The 26,466-nt window shown below is 70.6% G+C and carries 25 protein-coding genes; 13 read left to right on the top strand and 12 right to left on the bottom strand.

Annotated elements, in window-relative coordinates; all coding sequences use genetic code 11:
* Positions 1-262 precede the first annotated feature (262 nt).
* Positions 263-1,453, top strand: a complete 1,191-nt coding sequence (locus ACWCQ1_RS48110) for an IS110 family transposase (protein ID WP_451029614.1) — start codon at positions 263-265, stop codon at positions 1,451-1,453.
* 8 nt (positions 1,454-1,461) lie between these two features.
* On the opposite strand, the gene ACWCQ1_RS48105 is transcribed toward ACWCQ1_RS48110, so the two are convergent.
* The 3 genes from ACWCQ1_RS48105 to ACWCQ1_RS48095 all read right to left on the bottom strand — a co-directional run bounded on the left by ACWCQ1_RS48105 (position 1,462) and on the right by ACWCQ1_RS48095 (position 4,149).
* On the bottom strand, positions 1,462-2,364 hold the full coding sequence (locus tag ACWCQ1_RS48105) for an NADP-dependent oxidoreductase (RefSeq protein ID WP_451029613.1): 903 nt from the start codon (positions 2,362-2,364) through the stop codon (positions 1,462-1,464).
* Positions 2,365-2,416: 52 nt separating this feature from the next.
* Positions 2,417-3,469 carry an SDR family oxidoreductase gene (locus ACWCQ1_RS48100; RefSeq protein ID WP_451029612.1) on the bottom strand — a complete coding sequence of 351 codons (1,053 nt, stop codon included), beginning with the start codon at positions 3,467-3,469 and terminating at the stop codon, positions 2,417-2,419.
* A gap of 89 nt (positions 3,470-3,558) precedes the next feature.
* Positions 3,559-4,149, bottom strand: coding sequence for a TetR/AcrR family transcriptional regulator (locus ACWCQ1_RS48095; RefSeq protein ID WP_358607677.1), 591 nt, complete (start codon positions 4,147-4,149; stop codon positions 3,559-3,561).
* 310 nt (positions 4,150-4,459) lie between these two features.
* Between ACWCQ1_RS48095 and ACWCQ1_RS48090 the strand changes: the two genes are divergently transcribed.
* The 3 genes from ACWCQ1_RS48090 to ACWCQ1_RS48080 are packed head-to-tail and all read left to right on the top strand — an operon-like array spanning position 4,460 to position 7,190.
* Positions 4,460-5,722, top strand: coding sequence for a tryptophan dimethylallyltransferase family protein (locus tag ACWCQ1_RS48090; RefSeq protein WP_451029611.1), 1,263 nt, complete (start codon positions 4,460-4,462; stop codon positions 5,720-5,722).
* Positions 5,719-6,357: a hypothetical protein gene (locus tag ACWCQ1_RS48085; RefSeq protein ID WP_358607672.1), complete on the top strand. Its 639-nt coding sequence runs from the start codon at positions 5,719-5,721 to the stop codon at positions 6,355-6,357. Before ACWCQ1_RS48090 ends, ACWCQ1_RS48085 begins: the two co-directional genes overlap by 4 nt.
* A gap of 2 nt (positions 6,358-6,359) precedes the next feature.
* Positions 6,360-7,190, top strand: a complete 831-nt coding sequence (locus ACWCQ1_RS48080) for a hypothetical protein (protein WP_358607669.1) — start codon at positions 6,360-6,362, stop codon at positions 7,188-7,190.
* Between the two features lie 19 nt (positions 7,191-7,209).
* Here ACWCQ1_RS48080 and ACWCQ1_RS48075 read toward each other — a convergent pair whose 3' ends face one another.
* Complete coding sequence (locus tag ACWCQ1_RS48075; protein WP_358607666.1) at positions 7,210-7,791, bottom strand: TetR/AcrR family transcriptional regulator; 582 nt, start codon at positions 7,789-7,791, stop codon at positions 7,210-7,212.
* Between the two features lie 129 nt (positions 7,792-7,920).
* Here ACWCQ1_RS48075 and ACWCQ1_RS48070 point away from each other — a divergent pair, with 129 nt between their 5' ends.
* Complete coding sequence (locus tag ACWCQ1_RS48070) at positions 7,921-9,051, top strand: FAD-dependent oxidoreductase (RefSeq protein ID WP_451029610.1); 1,131 nt, start codon at positions 7,921-7,923, stop codon at positions 9,049-9,051.
* A 338-nt stretch (positions 9,052-9,389) separates the two neighbouring features.
* Complete coding sequence (locus ACWCQ1_RS48065) at positions 9,390-10,604, top strand: hypothetical protein (protein WP_451029609.1); 1,215 nt, start codon at positions 9,390-9,392, stop codon at positions 10,602-10,604.
* 77 nt (positions 10,605-10,681) lie between these two features.
* Here the strand turns inward: ACWCQ1_RS48065 and ACWCQ1_RS48060 are convergent, their stop codons facing one another.
* Genes ACWCQ1_RS48060 through ACWCQ1_RS48045 form a run of 4 tightly spaced genes read right to left on the bottom strand, consistent with a single transcriptional unit; the run spans position 10,682 to position 15,103 of the window.
* Entirely contained in the window at positions 10,682-11,641 is a 960-nt protein-coding gene (locus tag ACWCQ1_RS48060; RefSeq protein WP_358607657.1) for a PDR/VanB family oxidoreductase, read from the bottom strand.
* A 42-nt stretch (positions 11,642-11,683) separates the two neighbouring features.
* Entirely contained in the window at positions 11,684-12,874 is a 1,191-nt protein-coding gene (locus tag ACWCQ1_RS48055) for an acetyl-CoA C-acyltransferase (RefSeq protein ID WP_358607654.1), read from the bottom strand.
* 32 nt (positions 12,875-12,906) lie between these two features.
* Positions 12,907-13,512, bottom strand: a complete 606-nt coding sequence (locus ACWCQ1_RS48050) for a histidine phosphatase family protein (RefSeq protein WP_358607651.1) — start codon at positions 13,510-13,512, stop codon at positions 12,907-12,909.
* Between the two features lie 55 nt (positions 13,513-13,567).
* Positions 13,568-15,103: an AMP-binding protein gene (locus tag ACWCQ1_RS48045; protein ID WP_451029608.1), complete on the bottom strand. Its 1,536-nt coding sequence runs from the start codon at positions 15,101-15,103 to the stop codon at positions 13,568-13,570.
* Between the two features lie 195 nt (positions 15,104-15,298).
* On the opposite strand from ACWCQ1_RS48045, the gene ACWCQ1_RS48040 reads away from it, so the two are divergent.
* From ACWCQ1_RS48040 to ACWCQ1_RS48030, 3 genes are read left to right on the top strand one after another with little or no spacing between them, the layout of a single operon-like run.
* Positions 15,299-16,552, top strand: a complete 1,254-nt coding sequence (locus ACWCQ1_RS48040) for an acyl-CoA dehydrogenase family protein (protein ID WP_358607645.1) — start codon at positions 15,299-15,301, stop codon at positions 16,550-16,552.
* Between the two features lie 31 nt (positions 16,553-16,583).
* Entirely contained in the window at positions 16,584-17,348 is a 765-nt protein-coding gene (locus ACWCQ1_RS48035) for an SDR family NAD(P)-dependent oxidoreductase (protein WP_358607642.1), read from the top strand.
* A 3-nt stretch (positions 17,349-17,351) separates the two neighbouring features.
* Positions 17,352-18,119, top strand: coding sequence for a ThuA domain-containing protein (locus ACWCQ1_RS48030; RefSeq protein ID WP_358607639.1), 768 nt, complete (start codon positions 17,352-17,354; stop codon positions 18,117-18,119).
* A 74-nt stretch (positions 18,120-18,193) separates the two neighbouring features.
* Here the strand turns inward: ACWCQ1_RS48030 and ACWCQ1_RS48025 are convergent, their stop codons facing one another.
* The 4 genes from ACWCQ1_RS48025 to ACWCQ1_RS48010 are packed head-to-tail and all read right to left on the bottom strand — an operon-like array spanning position 18,194 to position 23,013.
* Entirely contained in the window at positions 18,194-19,237 is a 1,044-nt protein-coding gene (locus ACWCQ1_RS48025; RefSeq protein WP_451029607.1) for an NAD(P)-dependent alcohol dehydrogenase, read from the bottom strand.
* Positions 19,234-20,358, bottom strand: coding sequence for an ABC transporter permease (locus ACWCQ1_RS48020; protein WP_451029606.1), 1,125 nt, complete (start codon positions 20,356-20,358; stop codon positions 19,234-19,236). The genes ACWCQ1_RS48025 and ACWCQ1_RS48020 overlap by 4 nt, the downstream gene beginning before the upstream one ends.
* 1 nt (position 20,359) lies before the next feature.
* Positions 20,360-21,883 (bottom strand): sugar ABC transporter ATP-binding protein, encoded by a 1,524-nt coding sequence (locus ACWCQ1_RS48015; protein WP_451029605.1) that lies wholly within the window; start codon positions 21,881-21,883, stop codon positions 20,360-20,362.
* The gene (locus ACWCQ1_RS48010) at positions 21,868-23,013 is read right to left on the bottom strand and encodes a substrate-binding domain-containing protein (protein ID WP_133047083.1); all 1,146 of its coding nucleotides are present in this window, start codon (positions 23,011-23,013) and stop codon (positions 21,868-21,870) included. Before ACWCQ1_RS48010 ends, ACWCQ1_RS48015 begins: the two co-directional genes overlap by 16 nt.
* 424 nt (positions 23,014-23,437) lie before the next feature.
* Here ACWCQ1_RS48010 and ACWCQ1_RS48005 point away from each other — a divergent pair, with 424 nt between their 5' ends.
* Genes ACWCQ1_RS48005 through ACWCQ1_RS47990 form a run of 4 tightly spaced genes read left to right on the top strand, consistent with a single transcriptional unit; the run spans position 23,438 to position 26,424 of the window.
* Entirely contained in the window at positions 23,438-24,847 is a 1,410-nt protein-coding gene (locus tag ACWCQ1_RS48005) for an aromatic ring-hydroxylating oxygenase subunit alpha (RefSeq protein ID WP_133047082.1), read from the top strand.
* Positions 24,844-25,158, top strand: a complete 315-nt coding sequence (locus tag ACWCQ1_RS48000) for a 2Fe-2S iron-sulfur cluster-binding protein (protein WP_133047081.1) — start codon at positions 24,844-24,846, stop codon at positions 25,156-25,158. Before ACWCQ1_RS48005 ends, ACWCQ1_RS48000 begins: the two co-directional genes overlap by 4 nt.
* Positions 25,159-25,163: 5 nt before the next feature.
* Positions 25,164-25,379, top strand: a complete 216-nt coding sequence (locus ACWCQ1_RS47995; RefSeq protein WP_133047080.1) for a transposase — start codon at positions 25,164-25,166, stop codon at positions 25,377-25,379.
* Positions 25,380-25,383: 4 nt separating this feature from the next.
* Entirely contained in the window at positions 25,384-26,424 is a 1,041-nt protein-coding gene (locus tag ACWCQ1_RS47990; protein WP_358607625.1) for an NADP-dependent oxidoreductase, read from the top strand.
* Positions 26,425-26,466 lie beyond the last annotated feature (42 nt).

The raw sequence follows: 26,466 nt of genomic DNA, 5'->3' as shown, positions 1-26,466 counted from the left end.
GGTGACCAGGACGACAGGAGCCGTGTAACGAGAGATCGTTCCGCACGGTTCTGTGAGAGCCGAGGGGTGAGATTCCCCTCGGCTACTCGGCGGCTTTCAGAGGGTTGCACGCGATGGTTCACCTGACCTGGCCGCCCGGTGCCTCACGACGACTCGGCCGCTGATTAGGAGTTGCGAACGCCTTCGGGCGGATCGCTGAGTAGGACCACGCCGGCGAGGTCGTCCGGGAGAACAGAGCGTCATCGAACGACCGGAGGAACTGGTGGCCCGGATCTGGGCGGGTACTGACATCGGCAAGACCCATCACCACTGTGTGGTCCTGAACGTCGAGGGCGAACGGCTGCTGTCGCGACGCGTCCTGAACGACGAGCCGGAACTGCTGGCCCTGCTCGCCGACATCCTGTCCCTCGGCGAGGAGGTGGTCTGGGCGGTCGACGTCGCCGACGGCATGGCCGCACTCTGGATCAGCTTGCTGCTCAACCACGGCCAGCACCTCGTCTACATACCCGGCCTGGCCGTCAACCGGGCGTCGGTCGGCTATCGGGGCATGGGCAAGACCGACGCCAAGGACGCCACCGTCATCGCCGACCAGGCCCGGATGCGCAGGGACCTGACGGTCCTGCGGCCGGACGACGAGCACGCCATCGAGCTTCGGGTCCTCACCAACCGCCGGACTGACCTCAACGCCGACCGCACTCGCCGGATCAACCGTCTGCGCGGCCAACTTGTCTGCATCTTCCCCGCGTTGGAGCGGGCACTTGACCTGGGCAACGTCGGCCCGCTGGTCCTGCTGACCGGTTACCAGACGCCGGCCGCTCTGCGGCGGACCGGTGGGAAACGGCTCGTGACCTGGTTGCGCAACCGCAGCGTGCGCAGTCCCGAATCCCTGGCCGAAGCTGCCCTGGAAGCCGCCGAGCGTCAGCACACCGCTGTCCCCGGGGAGAAGATCACCGCGCAGGTGATCCACACCCTGGCCAAGGAGGTGATGAGTCTCAACGAGCAGATCACCGAGATCGACAAGCTCGTTGCGGCCCGGTTTCGCGAACACGAACTCGCCGAAGTGATCTCCAGCATGCCCGGCATCGGCCCGCTCCTGGGCGCCGAGTTCCTCGCAGCCACCGCTGGTGATATGAGCCGCTACGGCAGTGCTGACCGCCTCGCCAGTCTCGCCGGAGTCGCCCCGGTTCCTCGGGACTCGGGCAACGTCAGCGGCAACCTGCACCGGCCCCGGCGCTACCACCGTGGCCTGCAACGCGCTTTCTACACCTCCGCGCTCATCAGCATCCGCAGCTGCGACGACTCGCGCCGCTTCTACGAACGCAAACGCGCCGAGGGCAAGCGGCATACCCAGGCTGTGCTCGCGCTGGCCCGTCGACGCGTCAACGTCCTGTGGGCTCTCATTCGTGACGGACAGTGCTACCAAGGCAACCTCCCTGTCACTGCACCAGCTTGACAACATCATTAGGAGGTCAGTACGACACGCTCGTGCACCTGACCGGCTTCGAGTACACGGTGCGCCTCACTGGCGTCCTGCATGCGCATGGTTGTGTATTCCCGCAGCCGGAGCCGCCCCTGCGCCAGCATGGACATGGTGTCCTGCAACGCATGCGGAGCCCGCTGCGGACTGGGGTGTGACAGTGTGACACCGAAGTCCGCCGCAGCGGGGTCGGACAAGGTCATGACCCGGTCGGCGGCTCCGGTCAACGCGATCGCGTCGGCCAGCACTCCCTTGCCCGACGCGTCGAACGCGAAGTCGACGGCCCCGACACTCCGGACCGCGTCCACCAGCTCCGCGCCGTAGCGTACGGGTGTGGCACCCAGGGATGTGACCAGTGCGTCGTCCCGCGCGCCTACGGCGCTGATCACCTTGACGCCCTGAGCGACAGCCAACTGCGTCGCGATCAAGCCGACGGCGCCGCCCCCACCGAACACCAGCAGTGTGTCGCCCGTCTTCACCGCCAGCTGCCGCAGAACCCCCGCTGCGGCTTCCGCCGAAGCCGGCAGAGAGGCTGCGGCAGCCCACGGGACGGAAGGAGGCTTGTGGACCCACATCGAGGCAAGTGCGTATTCAGCGTATCCACCAAGGTCGAAAAGCAGTGCCGCCACTTCTTCGCCGATCTGCGTTCCGTTGACTCCGGGGCCGACCGCGTCGACAGTGCCGGCCACCTCGAAGCCGAGTACGGCGTTGCGGCGCAGCGAAAAGGCTTTGAGCCGGCCCGACCGCAGGGCGAGGTCGGTCGGGCCGATGCCCGCGGCTGTCACCTTCACCCTGATCTGCCCCTCGCCCGGCTCGGGAAGCGGGACGTCAGCCCATCGCAGCACGTCAGGACCGCCGAAGTCGGTCAACACCATCGCTTTTGGCATGTTTCCTCCGTCGAGAAGTTCATGAGTCGTGTAATTCCGCTGGCGGGACGCGCTATGCGGGATGCGCGACGGGCAGCAGGCCGTGCTCCAGGAGGCTCTCGGCGGTGGCGGCGACAGCGTCGTCGCTGGTGCGGGGGTTCCAGTTGAGGACGGCGCGGGCCTTGTCGTTGCTCACATGGCGGACCTTGCCGAGGTTGGGTAGCAAGCCCTTCAGTGCCGGGTTGGCCTCGGCGGCCTTGCGTACCGTCTCGTCCGGAAGCTCGGTGGTCGGGACGGCACTGGCGGCGTCGCCGAGCCGGTCGCGGATGGCGAGTGCGATCTGGTGCAGCGAGACGGCGTCGCCGGCGGCGGCGATGAAGCGTTCGCCGGCTGCCCTGGGGTCGGTCATGGCTTTGAGGTGCAGGTCGGCGGCGTCCCGGACATCGACGACGGCGAAGTACAGGCGGGGTACGCCGGGCATGGTGCCGCTGAACAGGCCGGTGATCAGGTTGATCGAGGAGGAGTGGTCACTGCCGACGACGGGGCCGAAGATGCCGACCGGAGCGATGGTGGCGAGCTGGAGCCCGTCGCCCTCGTGCTCGACGAAGTCCCAGGCGGCTCGCTCGGCCAGCACCTTGGACCTGATGTAGGCGGGGATGTCGCTGTCCGGGTCGGTCCAGTCGTCCTCGGTGAAGGGCCGATCGGTGGCCGGCCTGCCGTATCCGACGGCGGCGAACGAGGAGGTGACCACCACGCGTTCGACCCCCGCGTCGCGCGCGGCACGCAGCACGCGCAGCGTGCCTTGACGGGCCGGGACGATCAGATCGTCCTCGTGGTCGGGCTCGCCGCCCGGGAAGGGGGAGGCGGTGTGCAGGACGTAGCGGCAGCCCGCCACCGCCTCGGCCCACCCCTCATCCGCGGTCAGGTCCGCCACCACGAACACGAGCCGCTCACCCGCGTCCACGCCCATGGCCTCCACGTCCCTGCGGACATGCGCCTCGCGGTCGGCGGCCCGCACCGTGGTGCGGACCCGGTAGCCCTCGCCAAGTGCCTGGGCGATCACACGGGAGCCCAGGAACCCGGAGCCCCCGGTGACCAGGACGGTATCGGTCGAAGTGCTGCTCATGGCTGGCCAACTTCCTTTGTCTTCTCGTCCTTGTACTGGCCGGGCCCGGAGGACGCCGACCAGATGATGAGGAAAGGGATCAGCTGCGGTTAACTGGTCAGCGCCGGCAACAGCAAGGCGTCCATGACCGCGATGAGTTGATCGGCGTCGGCCTCGGTGCCGGTGAAGAGCTTCTCCACGAAGACGGTGCCCATCAGGAACATCTCGGAGTGCGCCAGAGCCGGATTGTCGGGACGGATCGTTCCGCACTCGACGTGCCGGGCCAGGATGGTCCGCAGCGCGTCGAGGTAGGGGGCGAACAGGACGTCCCGCAGTGCCTGGGCGAGGGCCGGGTCGGACATGATGGCCTGCCAGATTCCCAGCGTCGGGGCGCCCTTGGGGTGCGGTGCCGGCATCATGCGGGCCAGCGCGACCAGGTCATCGCGGAGGCTGCCGGTGTCGATGTGCGGCAGCGGCGGGTACTTGCGCGCCATCATCGCCGTGATCACCAGCTTGGGCTTGCTCTCCCACTGCCGGTACAGCGTGGCCGTACTCGCCTGCGTCCGCCTGGCCACCTCGTCCACGGTCGCCTGCTCGTAGCCGACCTCCGCGACCAGGTCGAAGGTGACGTCGAGGATCTCGCGCTCGCGCTCCTGCGTCAGCCGTTTGCGCCGGTTGGAGGCCGGCACCTGCTTACTCATCAGTGATTCCCGTCGTCCAAGCTGCCGGTCCGCGCCCGTCCACACCGAACACGGCGGATCGAAAACGTGTTTTCGACAATACGTTTTCGATAAGCGGCTGGCAAGCGGGCGGCCCCCACGGCCCGAAGACGTCGTGGCTCACGGACCCGGTGAGCGGAGTGGGGCCGCCCTCCTCGGCGCGGCCGCCACGCAACGGGCAGCGTCATCCCGCCTCGTTCTGCCCGGCAGTCCGCCAGGACCAACGCCGCACTCGATAGCTGGCTTTCCCCGCCGAAGTCCACCGTTTCGACGCTCGTCGAAAAGTTGGACCGTGGCGCTTCAGCGCTTGGAGAGTGGGGCTCGCGGCAAAGCGCGGTGCGGTCTGTCGATGCCGTGGAGGAGACAGCACGCTGGGAGGACGGACAGGGGAATGGACAGCATCTTCTCGGGTGAGGGCCGTTCCATCGGCGGGTTCCTTCGCGAACGCTGGGTCGAAATGTGCGACGGGCTTGGTCTGTCGCGGTCAACGAGCGAGCCTGTGACGGACCAGGTCCAGGATCTTCTGCGGCCGTGGGCCGACATGCCCGTCGGGCGGGAAAGCCCCTTCCCTTCGTACGTCGCCGAGGACGGCTTCCCCGCCGAGATGTCAGTGAAGTGGTCCCGGGGAAGACCGGAACTGCGCATCCTGTTCGAGACACTGGGCGCCTCCAGGCCCATCACCGCGGTTTCCAACCGGACCGCGGCGGTGGCGCTGACGGACCGTTTGGCCGCCGAGCCCGGGGTTGGTCTGGATCGTTACGGGAAGGTGGCCGGTGTGTTCATGCCGGCCACCGGCCAGGGGGCAGCGCCCGTGCCCGTGTGGCACTCGCTGGCCTGGCGACCAGGGCATCTTCCGGCCTTCAAGATTTATTTCGGCCTGTACGCCGTGCCGATGCCGGAGCGTCACTCCCTGGTGGGCGAGGCGATGGAACGCCTCGCGATGGGCACCGCGTGGGCCGATACCTGTGAAGGGGTGGCCCGAGGGACACAGAGGGACGGAGCCGAGCGCGAACTGGAGTTCTTCGCCCTCGACCTGGACTCCAGTGCCCGGTCCCGAGCCAAGGTGTACTACCGCAACCACACCAGCAGCGTCGCGGCCTTGGAACAGATGGCCGCGCTCGCCCGTGCCCATGATCCGCACAGAACGCGCTCGGCTTTCCGGGCTCTGCTCGGCACGGACCCCGAAGCCGCCGGCAAAGCCCCGCTGACCTGCTTGGCCTTCCGGCCTGACGCCCTCCGTGCCGACGAGTCGACCACCTACTTCCGGGTGTCCAGTTTCACCACGTCCGACGCGGAAGCCGCGGCCAGGATCGAGGCGCTGATGGTGCACGAAGGCCTTGACCCGCAACGTCACCGTGCCCTGCTGCACGCCGTGGCGCCGCGGCCTCTGAGCCGGAGCAGGGGCCTGCAGGAACTGGTCAGCTACCGCTCGCTCGGTCACGACGGCGACGTATGTGTCTACTTCAGGTTTCCGCTCTACCCTCAGCCGGCCGCACAGCCCAGCCCGCCGCCACGGCCACCGCGCACACCCCCCCAGGAGGACTCCTCCCGATGACCACGATGCCCGCGCCTCTACGGGAAGTCGCCGACAGGAACGAACAACACGTCCGCGCATACCGCTGCAGCGACCTGATTCTCCTGCTGGAGAACCCCGCGACACCGGCAGCCACCAAGGACGCCGTACTGACACACCTGGCACCGTGGTCCCAGGCGTTCCAGCGCATGATCAGTGTCCGGGCCGAGTTCGAGACCGATCCTCAACTCAAGGAACTCGCTGTACAGCACCGACAAGAGGAGATCGGCCACGACGACATCCTGGCCGACAGCCACCCCACCGGCCGGACGGCCGAATGGGACCCCGTAGTCGAAGCCGGAGCCGCCTGGTTCGTCGAGCAGTTCCGCACCCTGCCCGGCCTGCACCGTGTGGTCCTCGCCCACCTCGTACTGGAGGCCGGCAGCCTCACCTTCAGCAACGCGGGCTCCCTGGCGTTCCCCGGCAACGCCTACTTCGCCCTGCACGACGAAGCGGACCAGGAGCACATCGAGATGGGCTACCGGCTGCTCGCCGAGCGCCAGGAGTGGCAGCTCGGTGATGTCACCGAACTCCTCGACCGCGCCTGGCAGATCATCACCATGGTCTCCGACCGGATCGCCGAACTGGCGCGCCGCGACACCGCCGCCCCGGTATGAGCATGCTCCCCCAGGAGGCCCTTGACTCCGGCTCTGCCGCCACGATCGCCGAGAGCTGCGCGAAGGAGTTCCGGCGAACCCTTGCCGACCGCCTCATCGCGGCCTACGCCCTGGGAAGCCTCGCGCACGGAGGGTTCGCACCCACCGTCAGCGACATCGACCTCGGACTGGTCCTGACCGACCGCCGACACGACGACGACCGGATCATCGACCACGTCACCCGCGAGCTCCATGCGAGGGACGGCGCCCACAAACGCCTGTCTGTGTTCTGGAGCTCGCTGCCGGCCCTGCGCGCGAACCGGGACGACGGCAGGTTTCCGGCTGTCGACCGGCTCGACCTCAAGAACAGCGGCGTGCTGCTCACGGGGGAGGACATACGTCAGGAGGTGGAACAACCCACCTCCGCCGCGCTGGTTACCGACAGCGTCCGCTTCGCGCTGCAGACGCTCGCCACGGGCCCGGTCCTGGCCGAGTTCCACGACCCCGCGCGCCTGGCGGGCGACATCAGACGGTTCACCAAGGCGGTGCTGCTCCCGCTCCGATTCCTCTACACCGCCGCCACCGGGGAGCCCGGATCCACCGACGACGCCATCCACCACCACCTCGCCCACCCCTCACCGGTAGCCGGCGAACTCGTCCGCGCCGCGACGCGCGCACGCCACGGACAGCCTGGCCCCGCGGAGCACCTCACCGAACTCCTCCATACCGACCTCGTCCCCCTCTACCTCCACTACATCGACAGCTGCCTCCCCAGACTGGCGCCCGCGGACGCCGACCTGACCCAGGGCCTCACCCTCTGGCGGACACGACTTCTGGACGGGACCAACTCGTAGCCGGAAGGCCGCATTGTGCCTAGTTGGGCTCGAGGACGGCCTTGATGGCCGGGGCGAGGCCGTGTTCGATCTCGTCCGGCGTCAGGGTGGTCACTGCGGGGAGCCGCAGTAGGTAGCGGGTGAGCCCGAGGCCGAGGAGCTGTGCGGAGACCAGGCCGGCCCGTCGTGCGGCGAGTTCCGGGCCGAGAGCGGCGGCCAGGGCGGGGGCGACCTGCGCCGCGAAGATCTCGTGCATCCGTGCCGCGGCCTGTTCGTTGGTGACCGCCGAGCGCATCAGGACCAGCAGTGCGTCGTCGGCCGGGTCGCCTTCCCAGCGTGCGAGGAAGTGCCGCACCAGGGTCTGGGGGAGCTCGTCCGCCGGGACGTCCGTGAGGTCGGGCAGTCGCAGGTCGATGGTGAGTGTCGCGTCGAAGAGCTGGGCCTTGTTGCCGAAGTAGCGCATGACCATCGAGGGGTCGATGCCGGCGTCGGAGGCCACGGCTCGGATCGTCGTGCGCTCGTAGCCCTGTGCCGCGAAACGTTCGCGCGCGGCGCGCAGGATCGCGGCCTTGGTGCGGTCCGAACGTCTGTCGGTGCTGGTGATCTCGGTGCCTCGGGTCATGCCAACGACTGTAGGCCAACGTGTGTTGACTTTCCAGTGCGGAATCGAGCATCATGCCAACAGGCGTTGGCCAACACTTGTTGGCAAACGCTCGTTGGCTTTGTCTCTCCGGAAGGGAAAACTCCCGTCATGAACACCACCGCACTCCCGGGCCGCACCGAGGTCGCCATCGTCGGCGGCGGTCCGACCGGGCTCGCGCTCGCCGTCACGCTCGCGTCCGCCGGCATCGACTTCGTCGTCCTGGACCGGCTGGCCGAAGGCGCGAACACCTCACGGGCCGCCGTCGTCCACGCCCGCACCCTGGAGGTCCTGGACGAGCTGGGAGCGTCCGAGGATCTGATCGCGCGGGGCGTCCAAGTCACCCGGTTCGCCGTCCGCGACGGTGCCCGGAGGTTGCTGACCGTGCCGTTCGACCAGCTGCCCACGGCGCACCCGTACACGCTGATGGTCCCGCAGTACGAGACCGAGAGCGTGCTGCTGGAGCGGCTGCGGGCGCTCGGTGGCGACGTGCACCGCCCCTACGAGGTCGCCTCCGTCGTCCAGGACGCGGACGGCGTCACGCTCACCATGACCACCGGCGAGACGCTGCGCGCCGCGTACGCCGTCGGCGCCGACGGGATGCACAGCACTGTGCGCGAGGCCGCGGGCATCGGGTTCTCCGGCAACGCCTACGCCGAGTCCTTCGTGCTCGCCGACGTCATGATGGACTGGGCCCCGGGCCCCGAGGAGGTCTCGCTCACCTTCGGCACCGCGGGACTGACCGTCGTAGCGCCGCTGCCCGGAGGGCACTACCGGGTCGTCGCCACCGTGGACGACGCACCCGCCACACCGGATCTCGCCTTCGTCCAGCGGCTGCTCGACGAACGCGCTCCGGGCCAGGCCACGGTCACCGGCCTGGCGTGGTCGTCACGGTTCCGGGTGCACCACCGGGTCGCCGACCACTACCGTGCCGGCCGTCTGCTGCTGGCCGGCGACGCCGCCCATGTGCACAGCCCCGCCGGCGGTCAGGGGATGAACACCGGCATCCAGGACGGCCACGCCCTGGGCCGGGCGTTCGCGTCCGGACAGCTCGACGGCTACGAGGCGCGGCGCCGGCCCGTCGCCCAGCGGGTGGTCGCCTTCACCGACCGGATGACCCGTGTCGCCACCACGCGCAACGCGATGGCTCGCGGAGCACGCAACATCGCGCTTCCCCTGCTCGGCCACACGCCGATGCCCAAGAAGCTCGCCACCGAACTCGCCGAGCTCAACTACCGGTAGGTGCGGGAGACCGGTCGGCGCAGGGTGAGCTGCGCCCTTTCCCGCACGCCCCTACGCCAGATCGGGGACTCCGCCGAGGACACGGCCCGGGAGATGGGCCCTTGAGGTGGATCCTCGGCGAATTCCGTGGAAACTCCACCTACTTCACGTGCCCATGACAGCATTCGGGCCGATGGTGCCTTTTCCGGCGAACGGGGAGTGGGATGAGGACGAGACGAACGGTGGCAGGGGTGTTGGCCGCGGCCGCCGCGGCCGTGCTGGCATGGGGGACACCGGCGCAAGCCGCGACCCCGGTGCCCACACCCGGGGCGCTGCTCCCGAACGGGACCAGTGCAGCGATGAGCAAGCTGGAGCTGACCGAGCACCGTGTGTCCCCCACGACGATCAGTACGCTGGACGGTCATCTGCCCAATATCGGGGTGGACACGGTCCTGAAGTCCGCCAACCACCCCATGTACAGCAGCAGCGGTTCCGGGTGCACGAGCACCGAGTTGGCCGCGCGGCCGATCAACCCCGCGGCGTCATCGGCCTACTGCTGGGACACCGGCGACGCCCTCACCCAACAATTCGTACCCCAGGGACTGACCTCGTCCGGCGACGCCGACGACGACGGCATGTGGGGCACGAACAAGGTGATCCTCTCGGGCTGGACCAACAACGACGACCTCGCGAGCTCCACCCCCGACGACGACGGCCTGGCACGGGTGGCGTTCATCGACGCCAACACCCCCGGCGCCTTCAAGTACCGGTGGGTGCTGCTGGTCGTGCCCATCAACGGCGGCGACGACTTCGACAAACTGGGCTCACACCTCGGCGGCATGGTCTGGTACGGCGACAAGCTCCTGGTCACCGCGTCCCGGCCCGACCGCAGCGCCAACGCACTGTACGTCTTCGACTTCAAGCACATCCTGCAGGCGACCGTGAACTCCCATCAGATCGGGAAGGTCAGCGGCGGCTACTCGGCACGCGGCTACCAATACATCATGCCCGCGATCGGTTCCTACAGCCTGGGCGGCCAGTGCAGTGGCGCATCCGTCACCGGCTACCCGTGCTTCGACGGGCTCACCATGGACCGCAGCACCAGCCCGTACAGCATCGTCGCCAACGAATGGCGCACCACCGGCGGTGACGCCCAGCCCGCCCGGATCTTCCGCTACGACCTCGCCGCTCCCGGCGGTGCCATGCCGCTCGTCACCAGCGGGGGGAAGGCCTACGCCGACCCGACCAAGAGCTACGTGACCAACAACGCGGCGGGGTTGCAGGCGGTGCTCGCGCACAACGACAAGTACTACGCCGCCGACGCCCTGTGGGGGCCGGGGGTGCACGGCATCATGTGGAGGATGAGCACCAGCGGCGCCGCCACGTCGCACACCTGTAGCGGACAGGTCCAGGCGAACGCATGCTGGGCCCAGCACAGCGAGGGCATGTCGCTGTGGTGGAGCACCCAGCAGTTGTGGTCGCAGACCGAGTGGGCCGCGGACTCCGCCGGAGCGTGGGAGCAACCGGCCATTCCCGAAAGGGTGCTGTTCTCCGTGCCGTTCTCCAGCATGTGACGGCGGCGCCGGGCGGGCGAGGTGGCCCGTGCGCGGGCGGCCTCCGCGCCGTGATCACCGTCGCAACGTCCGTGCGCTCACAGGTCCAGGACCAGGCGGGGCCCGCAGGAGCGGGAGACGCAGATGAGCATGGTGTCGCCGGCCGCCCGCTCGTCCTCGCTCAGGAGTGAGTCGCGGTGGTCGGGCGTTCCCTCGAGCACGTCGGTCTCGCAGGTGCCACAGGTTCCCTCCTGGCAGGAGAAGTCGACCTCGACGCCTGCCTCCGTGAGGACCTGGAGCACCGAGCGGTCCGGCGGAACCGTGAGCGTGAGCCCGGCGCGGGCCAGTACGACGTCGAAGGCCTCGGTTTCGCGCGCGTCGGTCCGCTCCGCCGGTGCGAACCGCTCGACGCCCAGGGTGCCGGGCGGCCAGGCGGCGCACCGCTCCTGCAGGGCACGCAGCAGGGGCTCGGGGCCGCAGGCGTGCACGAGCGTGCCCGTCTGCGGTTCGCCGAGGAAGTCCGTGAGATCCAGCAGACCGAACTCGTCCTGGGGGCGGACGAGGACGCGTTTTCCGTAGGGGGCCAGGCGGTCGAGGAACGCCATCGAGCTCCTGGTGCGGCCGCCGTAGAGCAGACGCCAGTCGCACCCCTCGGCGTCTGCCGCCTCGATCATGGGCAGAAGGGGCGTGATGCCGACGCCGCCCGCGATGAACAGATGGCGTTCCGCCGGCCGCAGCGGAAAGTTGTTCCGTGGCCCGCGCACCCGTACCTCGGTCCCCTTCCTCAGGCGCTCGTGGACGTAGGCCGAACCGCCCCGGCCGTCCGTTTCACGCAACACGGCGATCTGCCATGCGTCACGGTCGGCCGGACGTCCGCACAGGGAGTACTGACGGATCAGAGTGCTGTCCAGGAGCAGGTCGATATGGGCCCCTGGGGTCCACGGGGGCAGCGGCCCGCCGTCGGGGCGGCGCAGGGTGAGGCAGACGACACCGTCGGCGGCGTCGGCGCGGTCCGCCACGACGAGGGTCGCCTGGTCGGGGGACAGGAGGTCGGTCATGGTCGTCAGCTCGGTCTCGTACTCGATGGGTGGGAAGGGCTCTCAGACCCGCGGTGGGACGTGCAGCAGCAGTGCGTCGCCCTGGCCGCCGCCCCCGCACAGGGCCGCCGCGCCCGTGCCGCCGCCGCGTCGCCGCAGTTCCATGGCGAGGGTCAGTACCAGCCGGGCGCCGGTCATGCCCACGGGATGGCCCAGGGCGATGGCTCCGCCGTTGACGTTCACCTGCTCCGGCGGGACGTCGAGCTCCCGGACGGAAGCCAGGGCCACCCCGGCGAACGCCTCGTTGATCTCCAGCAGGTCCAGGTCGGTGGTCTTGAGCCGGCCGTCGCGGGCGAGCGCGTCCCGGACCGCCCCGGCGGGCTGGACGAGCAGCGAGGGATCGGGACCCGCGACGGTGCCGTAGGCGCCGATCTCCGCGAGCGGTACCAGGCCTTCCCGCGCGGCGCGTTCCGCGCTCATCACGACGACGGCCGCGCCGCCGTCGGACAGTTGTGAGGAGTTGCCCGCGGTGATGGTGCCCTCGGCGGAGAAGGCGGGCTTCAGGCGCCCGAGGCCGTCAGCGGTGCTGTCCGGTCGTACGCCCTCGTCCGTGTCCACCACCGTCTCGCCTCGGCGTCCCGCCACGGTGACGGGCGTGATCTCCTCGGCCAGCGTGCCCGACTCCCGGGCGTGGGCGGCCCGTTGATGCGACAGGGCGCTGTACTCGTCCTGCTCCTTGCGCGTCAGGTCGTAGGGCCGCTGGTAGCGCTCGGTGGCGGCACCCATGGAGACGCCGTCGAAGGCGCACACGAGGGCGTCGCGGTCGAGGGCGTCCTCGGCGGTGGCGGCGCCGTACGCCAGGCCGCCGCGCGCCGTGCGCAGCAGGTAGGGCGCGCCCGACATGGACTCCATGCCGCCCGCGACGACGACCTCGTGGCGCCCGGAGGCGATCATGAGGTCGGCCAGGGCGATGGCGTGCAGACCGGACAGGCAGAGCTTGTTGACGGTGCTCGCCGGGACGGAGAACGGAATGCCCGCGGCCACGGCGGCCTGCCGGGCCGGATTGGGACCGGCCCCGGCCTGGACGACGTGGCCCATGACGACGGCTTCCACGGCGGCCGGCTCCAGCTGTACGGCGGCCAGCGCGGCACGGATGGCGTGCGCGCCGAGGTCGGCGGCGCAGACCGTGCTCAGGGCGCCCATGAGCTTGCCGATGGGTGTTCTGGCGCCTGCGACGATGACGGATCCGGGCACGGCCGGCACCTCCTGGGTACGAGGGAACGAGGTCAGGCCGCCGCGTCGACGGCGCGCTCGGCGACGAGATGGCCCGTCTCGTTCACCGAGTGCAGGACGATCCGGCCGCCGGGCATCCGCCGCACCCGGCTGACCGAGGTGTAGTCGGGGTGGAACCAGAACATGCGGGGCAGGCCCAGCACCGTCGCCAGATAGGTGTTGGTGATGCCGCCGTGGCACACGACCGCGACGCGTTGGCCGGGGTGGGCGTCGAGGATGGTCTGCATGCCCCGTCTCGCCCGGGCCCGGAAGGCGTTCCAGTCCAGATCCGGTACGAAGTCCTCGTAGCGGCCCTCGGACAGGGCGAGCGAGCGCGGGTCGTCCGCACGGATCTGTTCCGGCGGCGTGTAGGGGTGGGTCACGTCGGTGTCCCACTCGCGCAGGTCGTCCAGGACGGTGGCGGTCAGTCCCGTGAGCCGCTCCACAGGAGCCGCCGTCTCTCGGGCCCGCTGGAACGGGCTGGTGTAGAGGGCGTCCAGGCCTTCGTGCGCCAGCCAGGCGGCGAGCCGCTCGGCCTGTGCCGTGCCCTGCGGCGACAGCCCGGGGTCGTACTCGCCCGCCCGGGGAAGGCCGTGGCGGATGAGGAGGAGTTCGGTCATGGAGAGGTCCTTGATGGGACGGTCATGGAGAGGTTCTTGACGGGAGGGGAGTGGCTCAGCCGGCGATGGTGCGCTCGGAGCGCCAGTAGGGGCGGCGCATCGCGCGTTTGTCGAGCTTGCCCATGGCGTTGCGCTGCAGCTGCGAGACGAACTCGTAGGTTTTCGGGCATTTGTAGGCGGCGAGCTTCTCGCGGCAGAAGCGGTCCAGTTCTCCGGCCGTGGGCTCGTCGTCGACGGTCACGACCAGGGCGCGCAGCGACTCGCCGAAGTCCGGGTCGGGTACGCCGATGACGGCGACGTCGGCGACCGCGGGATGCAGCCGCAGCACCGCCTCGCTCTCGGCCGGGTACAGGTTGACTCCGCCCGACACCACGACGTCGGCGGCCCGGTCGGTGATGAAGATGTAGCCGTCCGCGTCGACATGACCGACGTCGCCGAGGGTGAAGACACCGGGGGAGAGGTAGGCGGCCTTCGTCTTCTCGGGGTCCGCGTGGTAGCGCACGCCCCGGCCCTTGGGGGCGCGGAAAGCGAGCAGGCCCGTCTCGCCCGGCGGCAGCGGCCGGCCGGCGTCGTCGGTGACGAGCACCTCGAACGGGGGCTGGGCGCGTCCGACGGAGCCCGGGCGTTCCAGCCATTCGGTGCTGTCGATACGGGCCAGGGTGCCGGCCTCGCTGGCGCCGTACGACTCCGTAAGCACCGGACCGAACCACTCGATCATGGCTCTCTTCACCTCGGCCGGGCACGCGGAGCCGGTGTGCGAGACCTGGAGCAGGCTGGAGACGTCGTAGCGGGTGCGCACGTCCTGCGGGAGGGCGAGCAGGCGCTGGAAGTGGGTGGGCACCATCACGGCGGAGGTGACCCGCCACTCCTCGGTGCGACGCAGGAAGGCCTCCGCGTCGTACTTGCCGAGGATCACCACCGGCTGACCGGCGGCCAGGTGTCTGAGCGCGGTCAGCGGGCCGTTGTGCTGCAGCGGGCCGCACACCAGGTGCGGGCCCGGCGGGAATCCGGACCGGGCGGCCAGCGCGGCCAGGTAGGCGGCGCTGTCGGCGATGTCGCCGCTCACCCAGCGCACTTCGGTGCCGCGGGCCCGTCCGGTGGTTCCGGACGTGTAGACGAGGGGAGGGCGGGCGGGCCGGTCCGTGGGGGCGGGCGTGGCGGGCGCCGCCTTCAGCCACAGTTCCCAGTCGAAGGCGTGTCCGGCCGGCTCGGTTCCGTGCGTCACCACGGGCAGGCCCAGTTCGCGGGCCGCCTCCACGGCGACGCCCGCGCCGGCGGGTCCGGCGACGATCGCGGTCGCGTTCGCGTCGACGAGTTGATCGACGAGTTCGCCGACCATGAGCTGGCGGGAGGTCGCCACCGTCCCCACTCCCGCGCGCAGTCCGGCCAGATGGGTCACGAGGGTCGGGATCGCGTTGTCGCCGAGGACGGCGACCCGGTGGTCGGGGCCCGGCGCGAACTGAAGCAGCCGTGTGGCCGCCCGCTCGATCTGGTCGGCGAGCCCGGACCAGGACAGCGCACCCCGGTCGTCGATCAGGGCCGGCTCGTGGGGTGTCTCGTGGGCACGGCGGTCGACGGGTGGAAGGGACATGGCTCCTCCGACGGCTCCTCGGTCCGTCCCGCTGCTTCACGGGAAGGCGATGCTGAGACTGTAGCGTTTATCAAGAAAGTGCGGAACACTCTGATCCCGGTCGGAAGCAATCGTCTCTGATCAAGGGCCGCATGCTGCCCCGTCCGCCCTGTCGTTACTCAAGCTCACGTCCGGTTAGTGACTCGAGGAGGAGCCATGTCCAAACCGGAAGCGGACCAGCCGGACATCGACGCCTGGCGCACCCAGGTCAGGCAGTGGCTCGCCACCGTGCTCGAACCCCGCCGGACACCCGCGTCCAGCCCCGAGGCCGCCGACCTCGCCGTGTTCCACAACCTCCCCGACGACGAGGAACGGCTGCTGCTGGAGCGCTGCCGCGCCTATCAGCGCGCCCGCTTCGACGCCGGCCACCAGGCCCTCACCCTGCCCCGGGACAAGGGCGGAGCGGGACTGAGCGCCGCCCACGCGGCGGCCTTCGCCCAGGAGGAGTCCGCGTTCGAGGTCCCGCCGTCCACGGAGCTGATCAGCGTCACCGTACGGCTGGTCGCCATGGCCGTCTCCCTGTTCGGCACACCCGCGCAACGCGAGACCCACGCACGCGCCTTCCTGCGCACCGACCTGCTGGCCTGCCAGCTTTTCAGCGAGCCCGGTGCGGGATCGGACCTCGCCGCCCTGCGCACCCGTGCCCGCGAGGAAGAAGGGGCCTGGGTGATCGACGGGCAGAAGGTGTGGACCTCAGGAGCCCAGTTCGCCGACTACGGGCTGCTGCTGGCCCGCACCGACCCGGACGTCGTCAAACAGGCCGGCATCACCGCCTTCCTGCTGCCGATGGACACCCCGGGCGTTCACGTGCGGCCCATCCGTCAGATGAGCGGCGGAGCCTCCTTCAACGAGGTCTTCCTCGAAGGCGTCCGCGTCCCGGACGAACTGCGCATCGGGCGTCCCGGCCAGGGCTGGGAGGTCGCCACCGCCACCCTCGCCTTCGAACGGACCGCCTCGGGCGGCGGCAACCGGCGCAAGGGCGGCACCTTCTCCGACGTCCTCGCCCTCGCCCGCTCACTCGGCCGCACCCGGGACCCCCTCGTCCGCCAGCGCCTCGCCGACCTGTACGTACGGTCCGAACTGCGCGCGGCCACCGTCGACCGGGTCGCCCGGGCGAGCGCCGACGGCGGCCGGCCGGGCCCCGAGGCGTCGCTGACCAAGCTCATGGCCTCCGACCTGCTCACCCGCACCGGCCAGACCGCGGCCGAACTCATGGGCGCCCGCATCAGCGCCGACACCGGCGAACCGGACACCTTCGCCTGGACCCAGCACCTCCTGGGCGCCCCCGGCTACCGACTGGCCGGCGGCACCGACCAGATCCAGCGCAACCTCATCGGCGAACGCGTGCTGGGACTGCCCGGCGAACCGCGCACCGACCGCGTTCCCTTCTCCGAACTACTCGGCAACTGAAGGCCGTTGACACCGACTCAAAGGAGCGAGCATGGACACGGGACTGACCGGCGCGAAGGCGCTCGTGACCGGCGCCAGCCGGGGCATCGGCCGGGCGATCGCCGGACAACTGGCAGCCGAGGGCTGCGCACTGGCACTGTGCGCCCGGGGCGAGGAGACACTGGCGAAGGCCGCCGCCGAACTGCGCGCCGACGGAGCGACCGTCTACTGTGAGCCGGTGGACGTCACCGACCCGGACGAACTCGCGGGCTTCGTGCAGCGGTCGGCGCTCGAACTCGGCGGCCTGGACCTGCTGGTCTCCAACGTCTCGGCCGGCAACGTCAAGGGTCCGACGTCGTGGGAGACGAGCCTGCGCGGTGACCTCGTCCCCTTCGCGACCCTGGTCGAGGCGTCCCTGCCCCACCTCGAGGCCTCCGACCGGGCCGCCGTCGTGGCCATCGGCACGACCAACGCCTCCGACACCGCCCGACCCGCCGGAGCCAACTCCTACTCCGCCCTCAAGGCGGCCGTCGTCCAGCACGCCTCCGCGCTCGCCCATGCCCTGGCCCCCAAGGGCATCCGGGTCAACACCGTCTCGCCCGGCCCGATCGACTTCCCCGGCGGCGCCTGGGAGACCATCCGCACCAGCCGCCCGGAGGTGTACGAGGAGGTGCTCGCCAAGCTGCCGATCGGCCGCTACGGCACCCCCGAGGACGTGGCCGCCGCGGTCACGTTCCTGCTCGGCCGCACCGGATCCTTCTGTGTCGGCGTCAACCTCGTCGTGGACGGCGGGCTGCTGACCCGCGTCCAGTACTGAGCCGTGACCGGGCCGGCCGGCCGTCTGGACGCCGTACTGGTCTGCGGCGGCAGATGGCACGACATCGACTTCGCACGGCTGCGACTGCTGGAACTGCTCGCGGACCGGCCGCGGGTGCGCACTCGGGTCTACGAGGACTACGACTGCCAGCCCGCCCTGGAGAGCGCCGACCTGCTGGTCACCTACACCTGCGACGTCCGACCGGACGCCACACAGCAGAAGGCGCTGGCGCACTTCGTCCAGCGGGGCGGGCGCTGGCTCGCCCTGCACGGCACCAACTCCGTGATCGATCCCCCGCTCCCCGGCGGAAGACGCCTCTTCACCACACCACGGCTGCTCGGCGACGTGGCCGGGGTGCTCGGCAGCCAGTTCCTGGCCCACCCCCCGATCGAACCGTACGAGGTGAAGGTCACCCGGCCCGACCATCCCCTGGTCACCGGGATCGAGCCGTTCACGGTCACCGACGAGCTGTACGTGTGCGAACTGCACGGTGACCGGGAGGTGCTGCTGCACGCCGAGTACACAGGGCCCTGCCGGGGCTTCGCCGAGGGCGACACGGCAGCACTCGACCGCGCGCCCCGACCGGTGCTGTATCTGAAGCGACACGGGCACGGCGAGGTCTGCTACTTCACTCTCGGACACTGCCGGGGCCGCTACGACATGCAGGACCTCGGGGTCGCGGACACCGGCCGCGTGGACCTCGGGCCGTGGCGGACACCGGAGTTCCGCACGGTCCTGCGGCGCTGCGTGGACTGGGCCGTGGGCGCCTGATACCCGCGTACCCCGCATGCCCGGGACAGCCGTCGGGCCGGGCCCGTACCAGGCCCGGCCCGACGCCACACGTTTCAGCCGTGCGGCAGCACGACCGCACGGCCGCTGATCTCCCCGGCGTGCAGCCGCTCGTACGCCGCCGGCGCCTCCTCCAACGAGAACGTCTCCACGTGGCAGGAGACCAGCCCCTGCCGGGCGAGCGCGACGACGTCGAGGAGTTCCGGGACACTGCCCCAGTACGGGAAGCAGGCGGACACCTCGAACGGCAGCGCACCGCCGAAGCCGACCGCGAGGGTGCCCCCGCCGATGCCGACGACCGTCACGTCTCCCGCCACGGCGACCGAGGCCGCGGCGATCGCCACGGTCGCCTCGGCGCCGACGAAGTCCAGGACCGCTTCCGCGCCCACGCCCCCGGTCAGCTCCCGCAGACGGGCCGGTGCCTCGGCGTCCGAGACCAGCGTCTCGTGAGCGCCGACCGTGCGCGCGAACTCCAGCTTCTCCTTGCTGACATCGAGGGCGATCACCCGGGCCGGCGTCAGAGCCCGCAGCATCTGGACGGCGAGATGCCCCAGACCGCCGACCCCGATCACCACCGCCGTACTGCCCGGCACCAGCTTCGACAAGGACCTGCGCAGTGCGTGATACGGCGTCAGGCCGGCGTCGGTCAGCGGGGCGGCCCGCACCGGGTCCAGCCCGCCCAGGGGGACGAGGTGGCGGGCCGAGTCCACCAGCATGTACTCGGCCAGGGCGCCGGGGGAGCCCAGGCCGGGCGGCATGATGCCGAGCCCGGCGGCGTGCGGGCAGCTGTTCTCCCGGCCCTCGGCGCAGGCGCGGCAGCGCCCGCAGCCCCACGGCCCGTAGACCGCCACCTCGTCGCCCTCCACCACCCCGGCCACGCCGGCGCCGAGGGCGGCGACGGTGCCGACGCCCTCGTGGCCGAGCGTCAGCGGCAGGGGATAGGGGAACTGTTCCTCGGGCCAGCCCATCACCGCGAGGTCGGAATGGCACAGCCCGGCCGCCGTCACCTTCAGCAGCACCTGGCCGGGGCCCGGCTCGGGCACGGGAACCTCGACGACCTCGGGCGCGTAGCCCACTTTCCGGTACTGGACCGCCTTCAACGTCCTGCCTCCTTGTCGGGGACGGCCGCCGCGCCCGCCTCAGAAGGAACCGGGGGACTGGTCGCCTTCCGGCGGCGCAGAGCGGTGGGCAGGGCGATGCGTCCGCCCGTCAGCACCAGCGCGACGATGAGGACGGAGCCGGTGAACAGGCTCGCGGCCCATTGTGCGCTGGTGGCCAGCCCCAGCCCCGTGATGCCGGTGCCGAGCAGCAGCACCGCGAGCACCGTGCCCCAGGCGTTGAAGCGGCCCGCGCGCAGCTGGGTCGCCCCGACGAAGGCCGCCGCGTAGGCGGACAGCAGATACGGGGTCCCGGCGGTCGGTGAACCGGACCCGACCTGGGAGGCGAAGACGATCCCGGCGAAGCCGGACAGCAGCGCCGAGGTCACCAGGGTCATGAAGCGCAGCCGGTCCGTGCGCACGCCCTGCAGACGCGCCGCGTCGGTGTTGAAGCCCGTCGCGTACAGGCGCCGGCCGGTGGCGGTGTGTTCCAGCAGGAACCAGATGGCGACGGAGGCGAGAAGCAGGTAGAGCACCGGCAGGGTGATGCCTCCCACGTCGAGCTGTGCGAGGTCGGCGAACGGCTTGGCGAGGAGTTGGACACCGGTGATGGAGCTGTCGTCGGTGACCATGGTGATGAGGGACTGGACGAGGGCGCCGGTGGCCAGGGTGGCGATGAACGAGTCGACGCGCAGCACCACCACCACGATCCCGTTGACGACACCGACCAGCAGTGCGGCGGTCATCGCCAGGGCGATCGCGGTGCCGGGACCGAGGCCCGCGGAGACCAGGAAGCGGGCGGTCAGCACACTGGTGAGGGACATGGTGTAGGCGACGGAGAGGTCGAAGACGCGGGCGGCCAGCGGCGGTACGACGCTCAGCGCGACCAGTCCCGCGACCGCGTTGCCGTTGAGGACCTGCTTGACCGTGGTGGCGGTCGGGAACGTCTCCGGTGCCCAGACGGAGAAGACCACGACGATGACCAGCCACACATACACCGCGCCGATGCTCCGGAACGACAGCGCGGCCACCGCCCGCCGTCCCAGCCGGGCCAGGGTGCGCGGGGTGGTGCCGTCCGGCCGCGCCGGCCGGACCTGCGCGGCCCGGGTCGGAGTGGATGTCATGTCATTCGGTTCCTTCCATGGCGTGGACGAGCGCGGATTCGGTGATGTCCCGGCCGGTGATCTCCTGTGCGATCCGGCCGTCTCGCACCACCAGGACGCGGGTGCACAGGGCGAGCAGGTCCTGGGTGTCGGACGAGGAGACGAGCACGCCCATGCCCTCGTCGGACTGACGCTCTATCAGGTCGTACAGCTGCAGCCGGGTCGCGATGTCGACGCCCGCGGTGGGTTCGCACAAGGCGAGCACCGGAGGTCGCTGGGCCAGGCAGCGGGCCATGACGACCTTCTGCTGGTTGCCGCCGCTCAAGGTCGTGATCCTGGCTTCCCGCCCGGCCGTGCGCACCCCGACCCGTCGGATCCAGTCCTCCGCGAGGGAGGTCTCGCGCCGCCGGTGCAGCCGTCCGCCGGAGCCGCGCAGGCGGTGCAGGAGCGGCAGGGTGAGGTTCTCCGCGACCGAGAAGTCCGCGATCACTCCCTCGGCCGCTCGGTCCGCGGGCACCAGGGGCAGGCCCAGTGCCCGGGCGTGGCCGGCGTCCGTCCACGCGTCGGAGTGTGCGGGCAGGCGGAGTCTGCCGCGCACCGGAGCGGTGCGTGCGCCGCACACCGCGTAGGGCACGATCTCGTGGCCGGAGCCGACCAGGCCGGTGATGCCCAGCCGTTCGCCCCTGGCCAGATCGAAACCGACGCCCCGAAGCGGCCCGGCCCACAGGTCGCGGACCTGGAGCACCGCTTCGGCGGAGGCGGCGGGCTGAACCGGTCGCCGGCCGCTTTCGATCTCCTCACCCGCCATGAGCTCCGCCAGGGTGCGCGGGGTCAGTTCCGCGACCGGGCGGGTGGCGACGCGGCGGCCGCCGCGCAGGACGGTGACCCGGTCGGCGAGCGCGAAGATCTCGTCCATGCGGTGCGAGACGTACAGGACGCCGGCGCCGGCGTCGCGGACCTCGCGGACGATGTCGAAGAGCCGGGCCACCTCGCCGGGTGGGAGCACGGCCGTCGGTTCGTCGAGCACCAGCACCCCGCTGCGCCCCTCCCAGCCCTGCAGGGCGGCGGCGATGGCCACCACCGTGCGCTGGACGGGCGAGAGCAGGGACAGGGGCCGGCGTACGTCGATGTCCAGGCCGAAGCGCTCCACCAGTGCGGTCGTACGCCGTTCCATCTCGCGCCAGCGGATGTTGCCGACGGCCGTACGGGCGAAGCCGTGGCTGAGCGCCAGGTTGTCGACGGCGCTCAGCTCCGGCACCAGCCCCAGCTCCTGGTGGACGAAGCGGAGCCGGTCGTGCCGGCCGGCGGTGGCCTGGCTCAGGTCGAAGGTCTCGCCGTCGAGTTCGGCGACGGCTCCGGGCTCGGCGTGGTGGTAACCGGCGAGGATCTTGATGAGCGTGGACTTGCCGGAGCCGTTGGGGCCCAGGAGGGCGTGGATCTCGCCGGGGGCGATCTCCAGTTCCACGCCCTCCAGCGCCCGGGTGGGGCCGAATCTCTTCGACAGCCCGGCGATCCGCAGCGCGGGGCGGGTCAACTCAGCCCCCACAGCGCCTTGAACTGCGCCTGGTAGTCCTGGACGAGGGGGAAGTCGCCGTCGGCGGAAGGCAGGTTGTCCTTGGTGACCAGCATGTTGGGCAGCGCCGCCTGCTGGTCCACGTCCATGGACTGGCCGGTGAAGTGCCGGGCCAGGGCGTCGATCTGGATCCAGGCCAGCTCGTGCGAGTTCAGCGCCATGGCACCGTCGGTGAGACCGCTCTGGATGTACTGGTAGTTCTGCGCGTCTCCGACGTTGACGACGATGTGCTTGCCGGTGATGCCGGCGGTCTTCAGCGCGGCCGGGACGCCCACGTTGAGCAGGCCCAGGGAGAACACGACGTGGGTCACCTTCGGGTGCGACCTGAGGTAGGACACCACCCGGTCCGGCATGTCCTTGCCGACCGCTGTGATGGGTACGTCGACGCTGTCCAGCCCGCACGTCGGGCACCACTGCTTGTACTTGGCGGCGAAGGAGTCCTTGACGGGTTTGAGGATGGTGTAGGCCGGGAGGTCGAAGTAGACCGTGTCGGCCTTGCCGCCGCTGTCGGCCACCACCCAGGAAGCGATCATCTCGCCCTGGACGGCGACGTCCTTGGGCCCGTTCTTGAGCAGGGAGATGCCGTCGCCGGCCACGTCGTCCGCGTTGGACTGGATGACGGGGATGCCCGCCGCCTTGAGCTGCGCCAGCTGCTTGGCGTAGACGGCGCGGGGGAAGCCGGAGGCGATGACGGCGTCCGGCTTGTCCCGCACGGCTTGTTCGTATGCGGCCTGAACGGACTCGGGGGTGCCCTGGGTGGCGATCTGCTTGACCTTCCAGCCGAGTTGGCCGGCGGCGGCCGTGGTGAAGTCGGCGAGGTCCTTGCAGGACTGGACGCCGCAGAGGATGAAGTCGATCTGCTTGCCGCCGGGGATCTTGTGGCCCACGGGAGTGCTGACGGGGATCTGGGCCGGGCGGGCGGAGTACGTCTTGAGGGCCGCACGGGCCGCCGTCAGGCCGGGGGAGTCGGCCGCCGCCGCGGCCTGTGAGGTGCCGGCGGCCGGCGTCGAGTCGTTGCCGCACGCCGACAGGGCGAGCAGGGCGGTGACGGGGATGGTGGCGGTGAGGGCGCGGCGGACCGCGCGACCGGGTCTTGAACTCATCGTCGAGTACTCCCGTGGTGTGGCGCCTGGGCTGCCGCGGCCCGCGTCGCTCGCGCGGCGGTCGGCTCCGTTTCAGGCGGTCCTGTGGGTGCCGACCGGGACGGGCGGCACGCGGGGTGGTGGAACAGGGGACCTGTGATCGCCGGCGTGGGGCACGGCGTGGGCCGCAGGGGTGACCGTGCGGCGCTGGGGCGGGGCATGGAGCCCGGCCCTACCAAGAAACTTATGAGGAACTACAGCCTCAAGTGCGTGGGAGTGTGACACGCTGCGGCGGACTTGGGGAGGGGGTCGTCGCGAAATTCCCCGCTTTCGCGCCCATTTTCGGCGGTGACCTCGGCAGACCCGGGGCGGGGTGTTGTTGCGAGTGTTGCCGCCGGATGCCCACGCTAACTACACTCACTCTAAAGTTTCTGCCTGAGGAGAGATGATGGACGAAACGTCGGAGGTGGGCACCGCGCGGTGTCCCGGGCCCAGCGTCCAGGACTACCTCGACCGCGACAGCCGACCCGTTCCCGCCGCCCTGCGCCTTGAGCGGAACGACTACCTGGGCAGCGAGGACATCGACTCGGCACGCTTCGTCTCCCGTGAGTGGGCCGAGCGCGAGATGCGGCAGGTGTGGCGGCGCGTATGGCAGTTCGCCTGCCTGGAGAGCGAGATCCCGCAGGTCGGCGACCACGAGATCTACGAGATCGGCGACGACTCACTGATCGTCGTGCGGACCGCCCCCGAGGAGATCCGCGCGTACGTCAACGTGTGCCTGCACCGGGGCCGGAAGCTGCGCACCGACGGCGGCAATGTCAGCGAGTTCCGCTGTCCGTTCCACGGCTTCACCTGGAACCTCGACGGGACCATGCAGCCCCCGCCGTGCGCCTGGGACTTCCCGCATGTCGCCCCCGAGAAGTTCGCGCTGCCCGAGGCCAAGGTGGCCACCTGGCGCGGCTTCGTCTTCATCAACATGGACCCGTATGCCGAGTCCTTCGACAGCTACCGGGGCACCTTCGACGACTACTACATCTGGCCGCTGGAGAAGCGCTACAAGTCGCTGCACATCGCCAAGGTGCTGCCCTGCAACTGGAAGGTCGCGCAGGACGCGTTCATCGAGTCCTTCCACGTGATCGCCACCCATCCACAGATGCTGCTGTGGCTCGCCGACGCCAACTCCCAGTACGACGTCATGGCCGACCAGCCCCACTGGAACCGGATGATCAACATCCAGGGCGCACCCAGCCCGCATGTGGCCGACTTCGTGACGGAGGAGGACGTCCTGGAGACGTTCTACGACTCACGCGCCTTCTACTCGGCTGCCCAGGGCCGCGACCTGGTGGTGCCGGAGGGAGGCGAACTGCCCGCGATCCCGCCCGGCGGCACGGCCCGCCAGGTCCTCGCCGAGCGGATGCGGGACCAGCTGGCGGCCACCTCGCACCAGGACTTCTCGCAGACCCCCGACACCGAACTCCTCGACGCCATCAACTACTTGCTGTTTCCCAACTTCAACCCCTGGGGCGGCGCCAAGTCCAACATCGTCTACCGGTTCCGGCCCAACGGCCTGGACCCCGACTCGTGCATCGCCGAGATCATCTTCATGTCGTCCCCCAAGCAGCCCGGCGAGATGCCGCCCCCGGCCAAGGTGCGCTGGGTCGAGGAGGACCTGCTCTTCGCGGACATCCCCGAACTGGGCGTGCTCGGACCGGTCTTCGACCAGGACTGCGAGAACCTGCCGTACGTGCAGCAGGGTCTGAAGGCGATGCGCAAGCCCGGCATCACCCTGGCCAACTACCAGGAGAGCCGCATCCGCCACTTCAACCAGACGCTCGACCACTGGATGAACAAGTGACCCACACCGTGGCGGTCCGGCCCGCCGGACTGGAGATGGAAGTCCTCGACGGCGAAGACCTGTTCAGCGCCGCGCACCGGCTCGGCTACCGCTGGCCCACCGTCTGCGGCGGCAACGGCACCTGCCGCACCTGCTTCGTCCAGGTCGACGAGGGCGCCGACAACTGCTCGCCCGTGGGCCCGCTGGAGCGCGAGGGCATCGAGGCCCTGCGCCGGCCCGTGGACGGCCGCACCCGGCTCGCCTGCCAGCTCCGGGTCGTCGGCCCGGTGACCGTGACCAGACGCGGCGTGCGCCGCCGAGTGCAGGAGTGAACGCCATGCCCAAGCAAGTGACCCATCCGCTGACCGGGCAGGTCTACCGGCTCACGGAGGACGGGATGGTGGAGGTGACCGACCCCAGGACCGGGGCACAGGGCATCTTCGACTTCCAGGCCCGCTGGCAGTCGGGCGAACTGCGCCACGCCGACCTGCAGATGGCCGGCTGGGTGGGCCGGCTCGCCCGGCGGCGCTCCGTCCCGCAGCCGGAGGAATGAGCAGGTGACAGTCCGCACCACACGGGTGGTCTGTCTGCTGCGCCGCCCGGACGGAGAGCCGGTCCCGGACGACTTCGCGCTCGAGGAGCGCTCGCTGCCGCCGCTCGGAGCGGGGCAACTCCTCGTCCGCAACCTCTACATGAGCGTGGATCCCTCGATGCGCGGCCGGCTGGAGAGCACCGAGAAGCACTACACGCACAACTTCACCCCCGGATCCCCGCTCGACGGGCGGGCCCTGGGCGTCGTGGAGGAGAGCCGGTGCGCCTCCGTGCCGGCCGGCAGCTTCGTACGCCACCAGCTCGGCTGGCGCGAACACGCCGTCCTCGACGCCGCCGCCACCGACGGCGCTGGGCGCATCGACCCCGCCCTCGCGCCGCTGCCCACCTGGCTGGGACTGCTCGGACAGACCGGCTTCACCGCGTACGTCGGGCTCACCAGGATCGCCGGGATCCGCCCCGGCGACACCGTCCTCGTCTCGGCCGGGGCGGGGGCCGTGGGCAGCGCGGCCGGACAGTTCGCCCGGCTGCTGGGCGCGGGACGCGTCATCGGCACCACCGGCGGGCCGGACAAGTGCGCACTGCTGGTGAAGGAGTTCGGTTACGACGCTGCCGCGGACTACCGGGCCGAGCCGGTGCGCGAGGCCCTCGCCAGGCTGGCCCCCGACGGCGTGGACGTCTACTTCGACAACGTCGGCGGCGAGCAGCTCGTCGCCGCCCTGCACGCGTTGCGCCCCGGCGGACGGGTCGCGCTGTGCGGGATGATGTCCCAGTTCGGCGCTGAGCGGCGCTCCGCCGACATCAACCAGCTCATCCAGGCGGTCCTCAAACGGCTGACCCTGCGCGGCTTCATCGTGCGCGACCACGACGACCTGCGCCCGGAGTTCGAGAGCCGGGTCGCCGGCTGGCTGCGCTCCGGCGAGGTCACGGCCCGGGAAACGGTGGTGGAGGGCCTGGACAACGCCCCGCAGGCGCTGCTGTCCCTGCTCGCCGGCGGCAACGTCGGCAAGATGCTGGTCAGGCTGGACACCCGCGGCGTCGAACGGTAACGGACGGCGACAAGGGGCGGGGCGGCCGTGGCACCCACGGCC

This window comes from Streptomyces sp. NPDC002144 (genome assembly GCF_053593695.1).
Note: the sequence above shows the minus strand (reverse complement) of the source record. Positions and strands in the feature narration are given on the sequence as shown.

Coding starts and splice junctions, on each gene's coding strand:
- ACWCQ1_RS48105 (WP_451029613.1), bottom strand. CDS start 2,364: ATGCCAAAAGCGATGGTGTTGACCGACTTCGGCGGTCCTGACGTGCTG.
- ACWCQ1_RS48100 (WP_451029612.1), bottom strand. CDS start 3,469: ATGAGCAGCACTTCGACCGATACCGTCCTGGTCACCGGGGGCTCCGGG.
- ACWCQ1_RS48095 (WP_358607677.1), bottom strand. CDS start 4,149: ATGAGTAAGCAGGTGCCGGCCTCCAACCGGCGCAAACGGCTGACGCAG.
- ACWCQ1_RS48085 (WP_358607672.1), top strand. CDS start 5,719: ATGACCACGATGCCCGCGCCTCTACGGGAAGTCGCCGACAGGAACGAA.
- ACWCQ1_RS48080 (WP_358607669.1), top strand. CDS start 6,360: ATGCTCCCCCAGGAGGCCCTTGACTCCGGCTCTGCCGCCACGATCGCC.
- ACWCQ1_RS48075 (WP_358607666.1), bottom strand. CDS start 7,791: ATGACCCGAGGCACCGAGATCACCAGCACCGACAGACGTTCGGACCGC.
- ACWCQ1_RS48070 (WP_451029610.1), top strand. CDS start 7,921: ATGAACACCACCGCACTCCCGGGCCGCACCGAGGTCGCCATCGTCGGC.
- ACWCQ1_RS48065 (WP_451029609.1), top strand. CDS start 9,390: ATGAGCAAGCTGGAGCTGACCGAGCACCGTGTGTCCCCCACGACGATC.
- ACWCQ1_RS48060 (WP_358607657.1), bottom strand. CDS start 11,641: ATGACCGACCTCCTGTCCCCCGACCAGGCGACCCTCGTCGTGGCGGAC.
- ACWCQ1_RS48050 (WP_358607651.1), bottom strand. CDS start 13,512: ATGACCGAACTCCTCCTCATCCGCCACGGCCTTCCCCGGGCGGGCGAG.
- ACWCQ1_RS48045 (WP_451029608.1), bottom strand. CDS start 15,103: ATGTCCCTTCCACCCGTCGACCGCCGTGCCCACGAGACACCCCACGAG.
- ACWCQ1_RS48040 (WP_358607645.1), top strand. CDS start 15,299: ATGTCCAAACCGGAAGCGGACCAGCCGGACATCGACGCCTGGCGCACC.
- ACWCQ1_RS48035 (WP_358607642.1), top strand. CDS start 16,584: ATGGACACGGGACTGACCGGCGCGAAGGCGCTCGTGACCGGCGCCAGC.
- ACWCQ1_RS48020 (WP_451029606.1), bottom strand. CDS start 20,358: ATGACATCCACTCCGACCCGGGCCGCGCAGGTCCGGCCGGCGCGGCCG.
- ACWCQ1_RS48010 (WP_133047083.1), bottom strand. CDS start 23,013: ATGAGTTCAAGACCCGGTCGCGCGGTCCGCCGCGCCCTCACCGCCACC.
- ACWCQ1_RS48005 (WP_133047082.1), top strand. CDS start 23,438: ATGATGGACGAAACGTCGGAGGTGGGCACCGCGCGGTGTCCCGGGCCC.
- ACWCQ1_RS47995 (WP_133047080.1), top strand. CDS start 25,164: ATGCCCAAGCAAGTGACCCATCCGCTGACCGGGCAGGTCTACCGGCTC.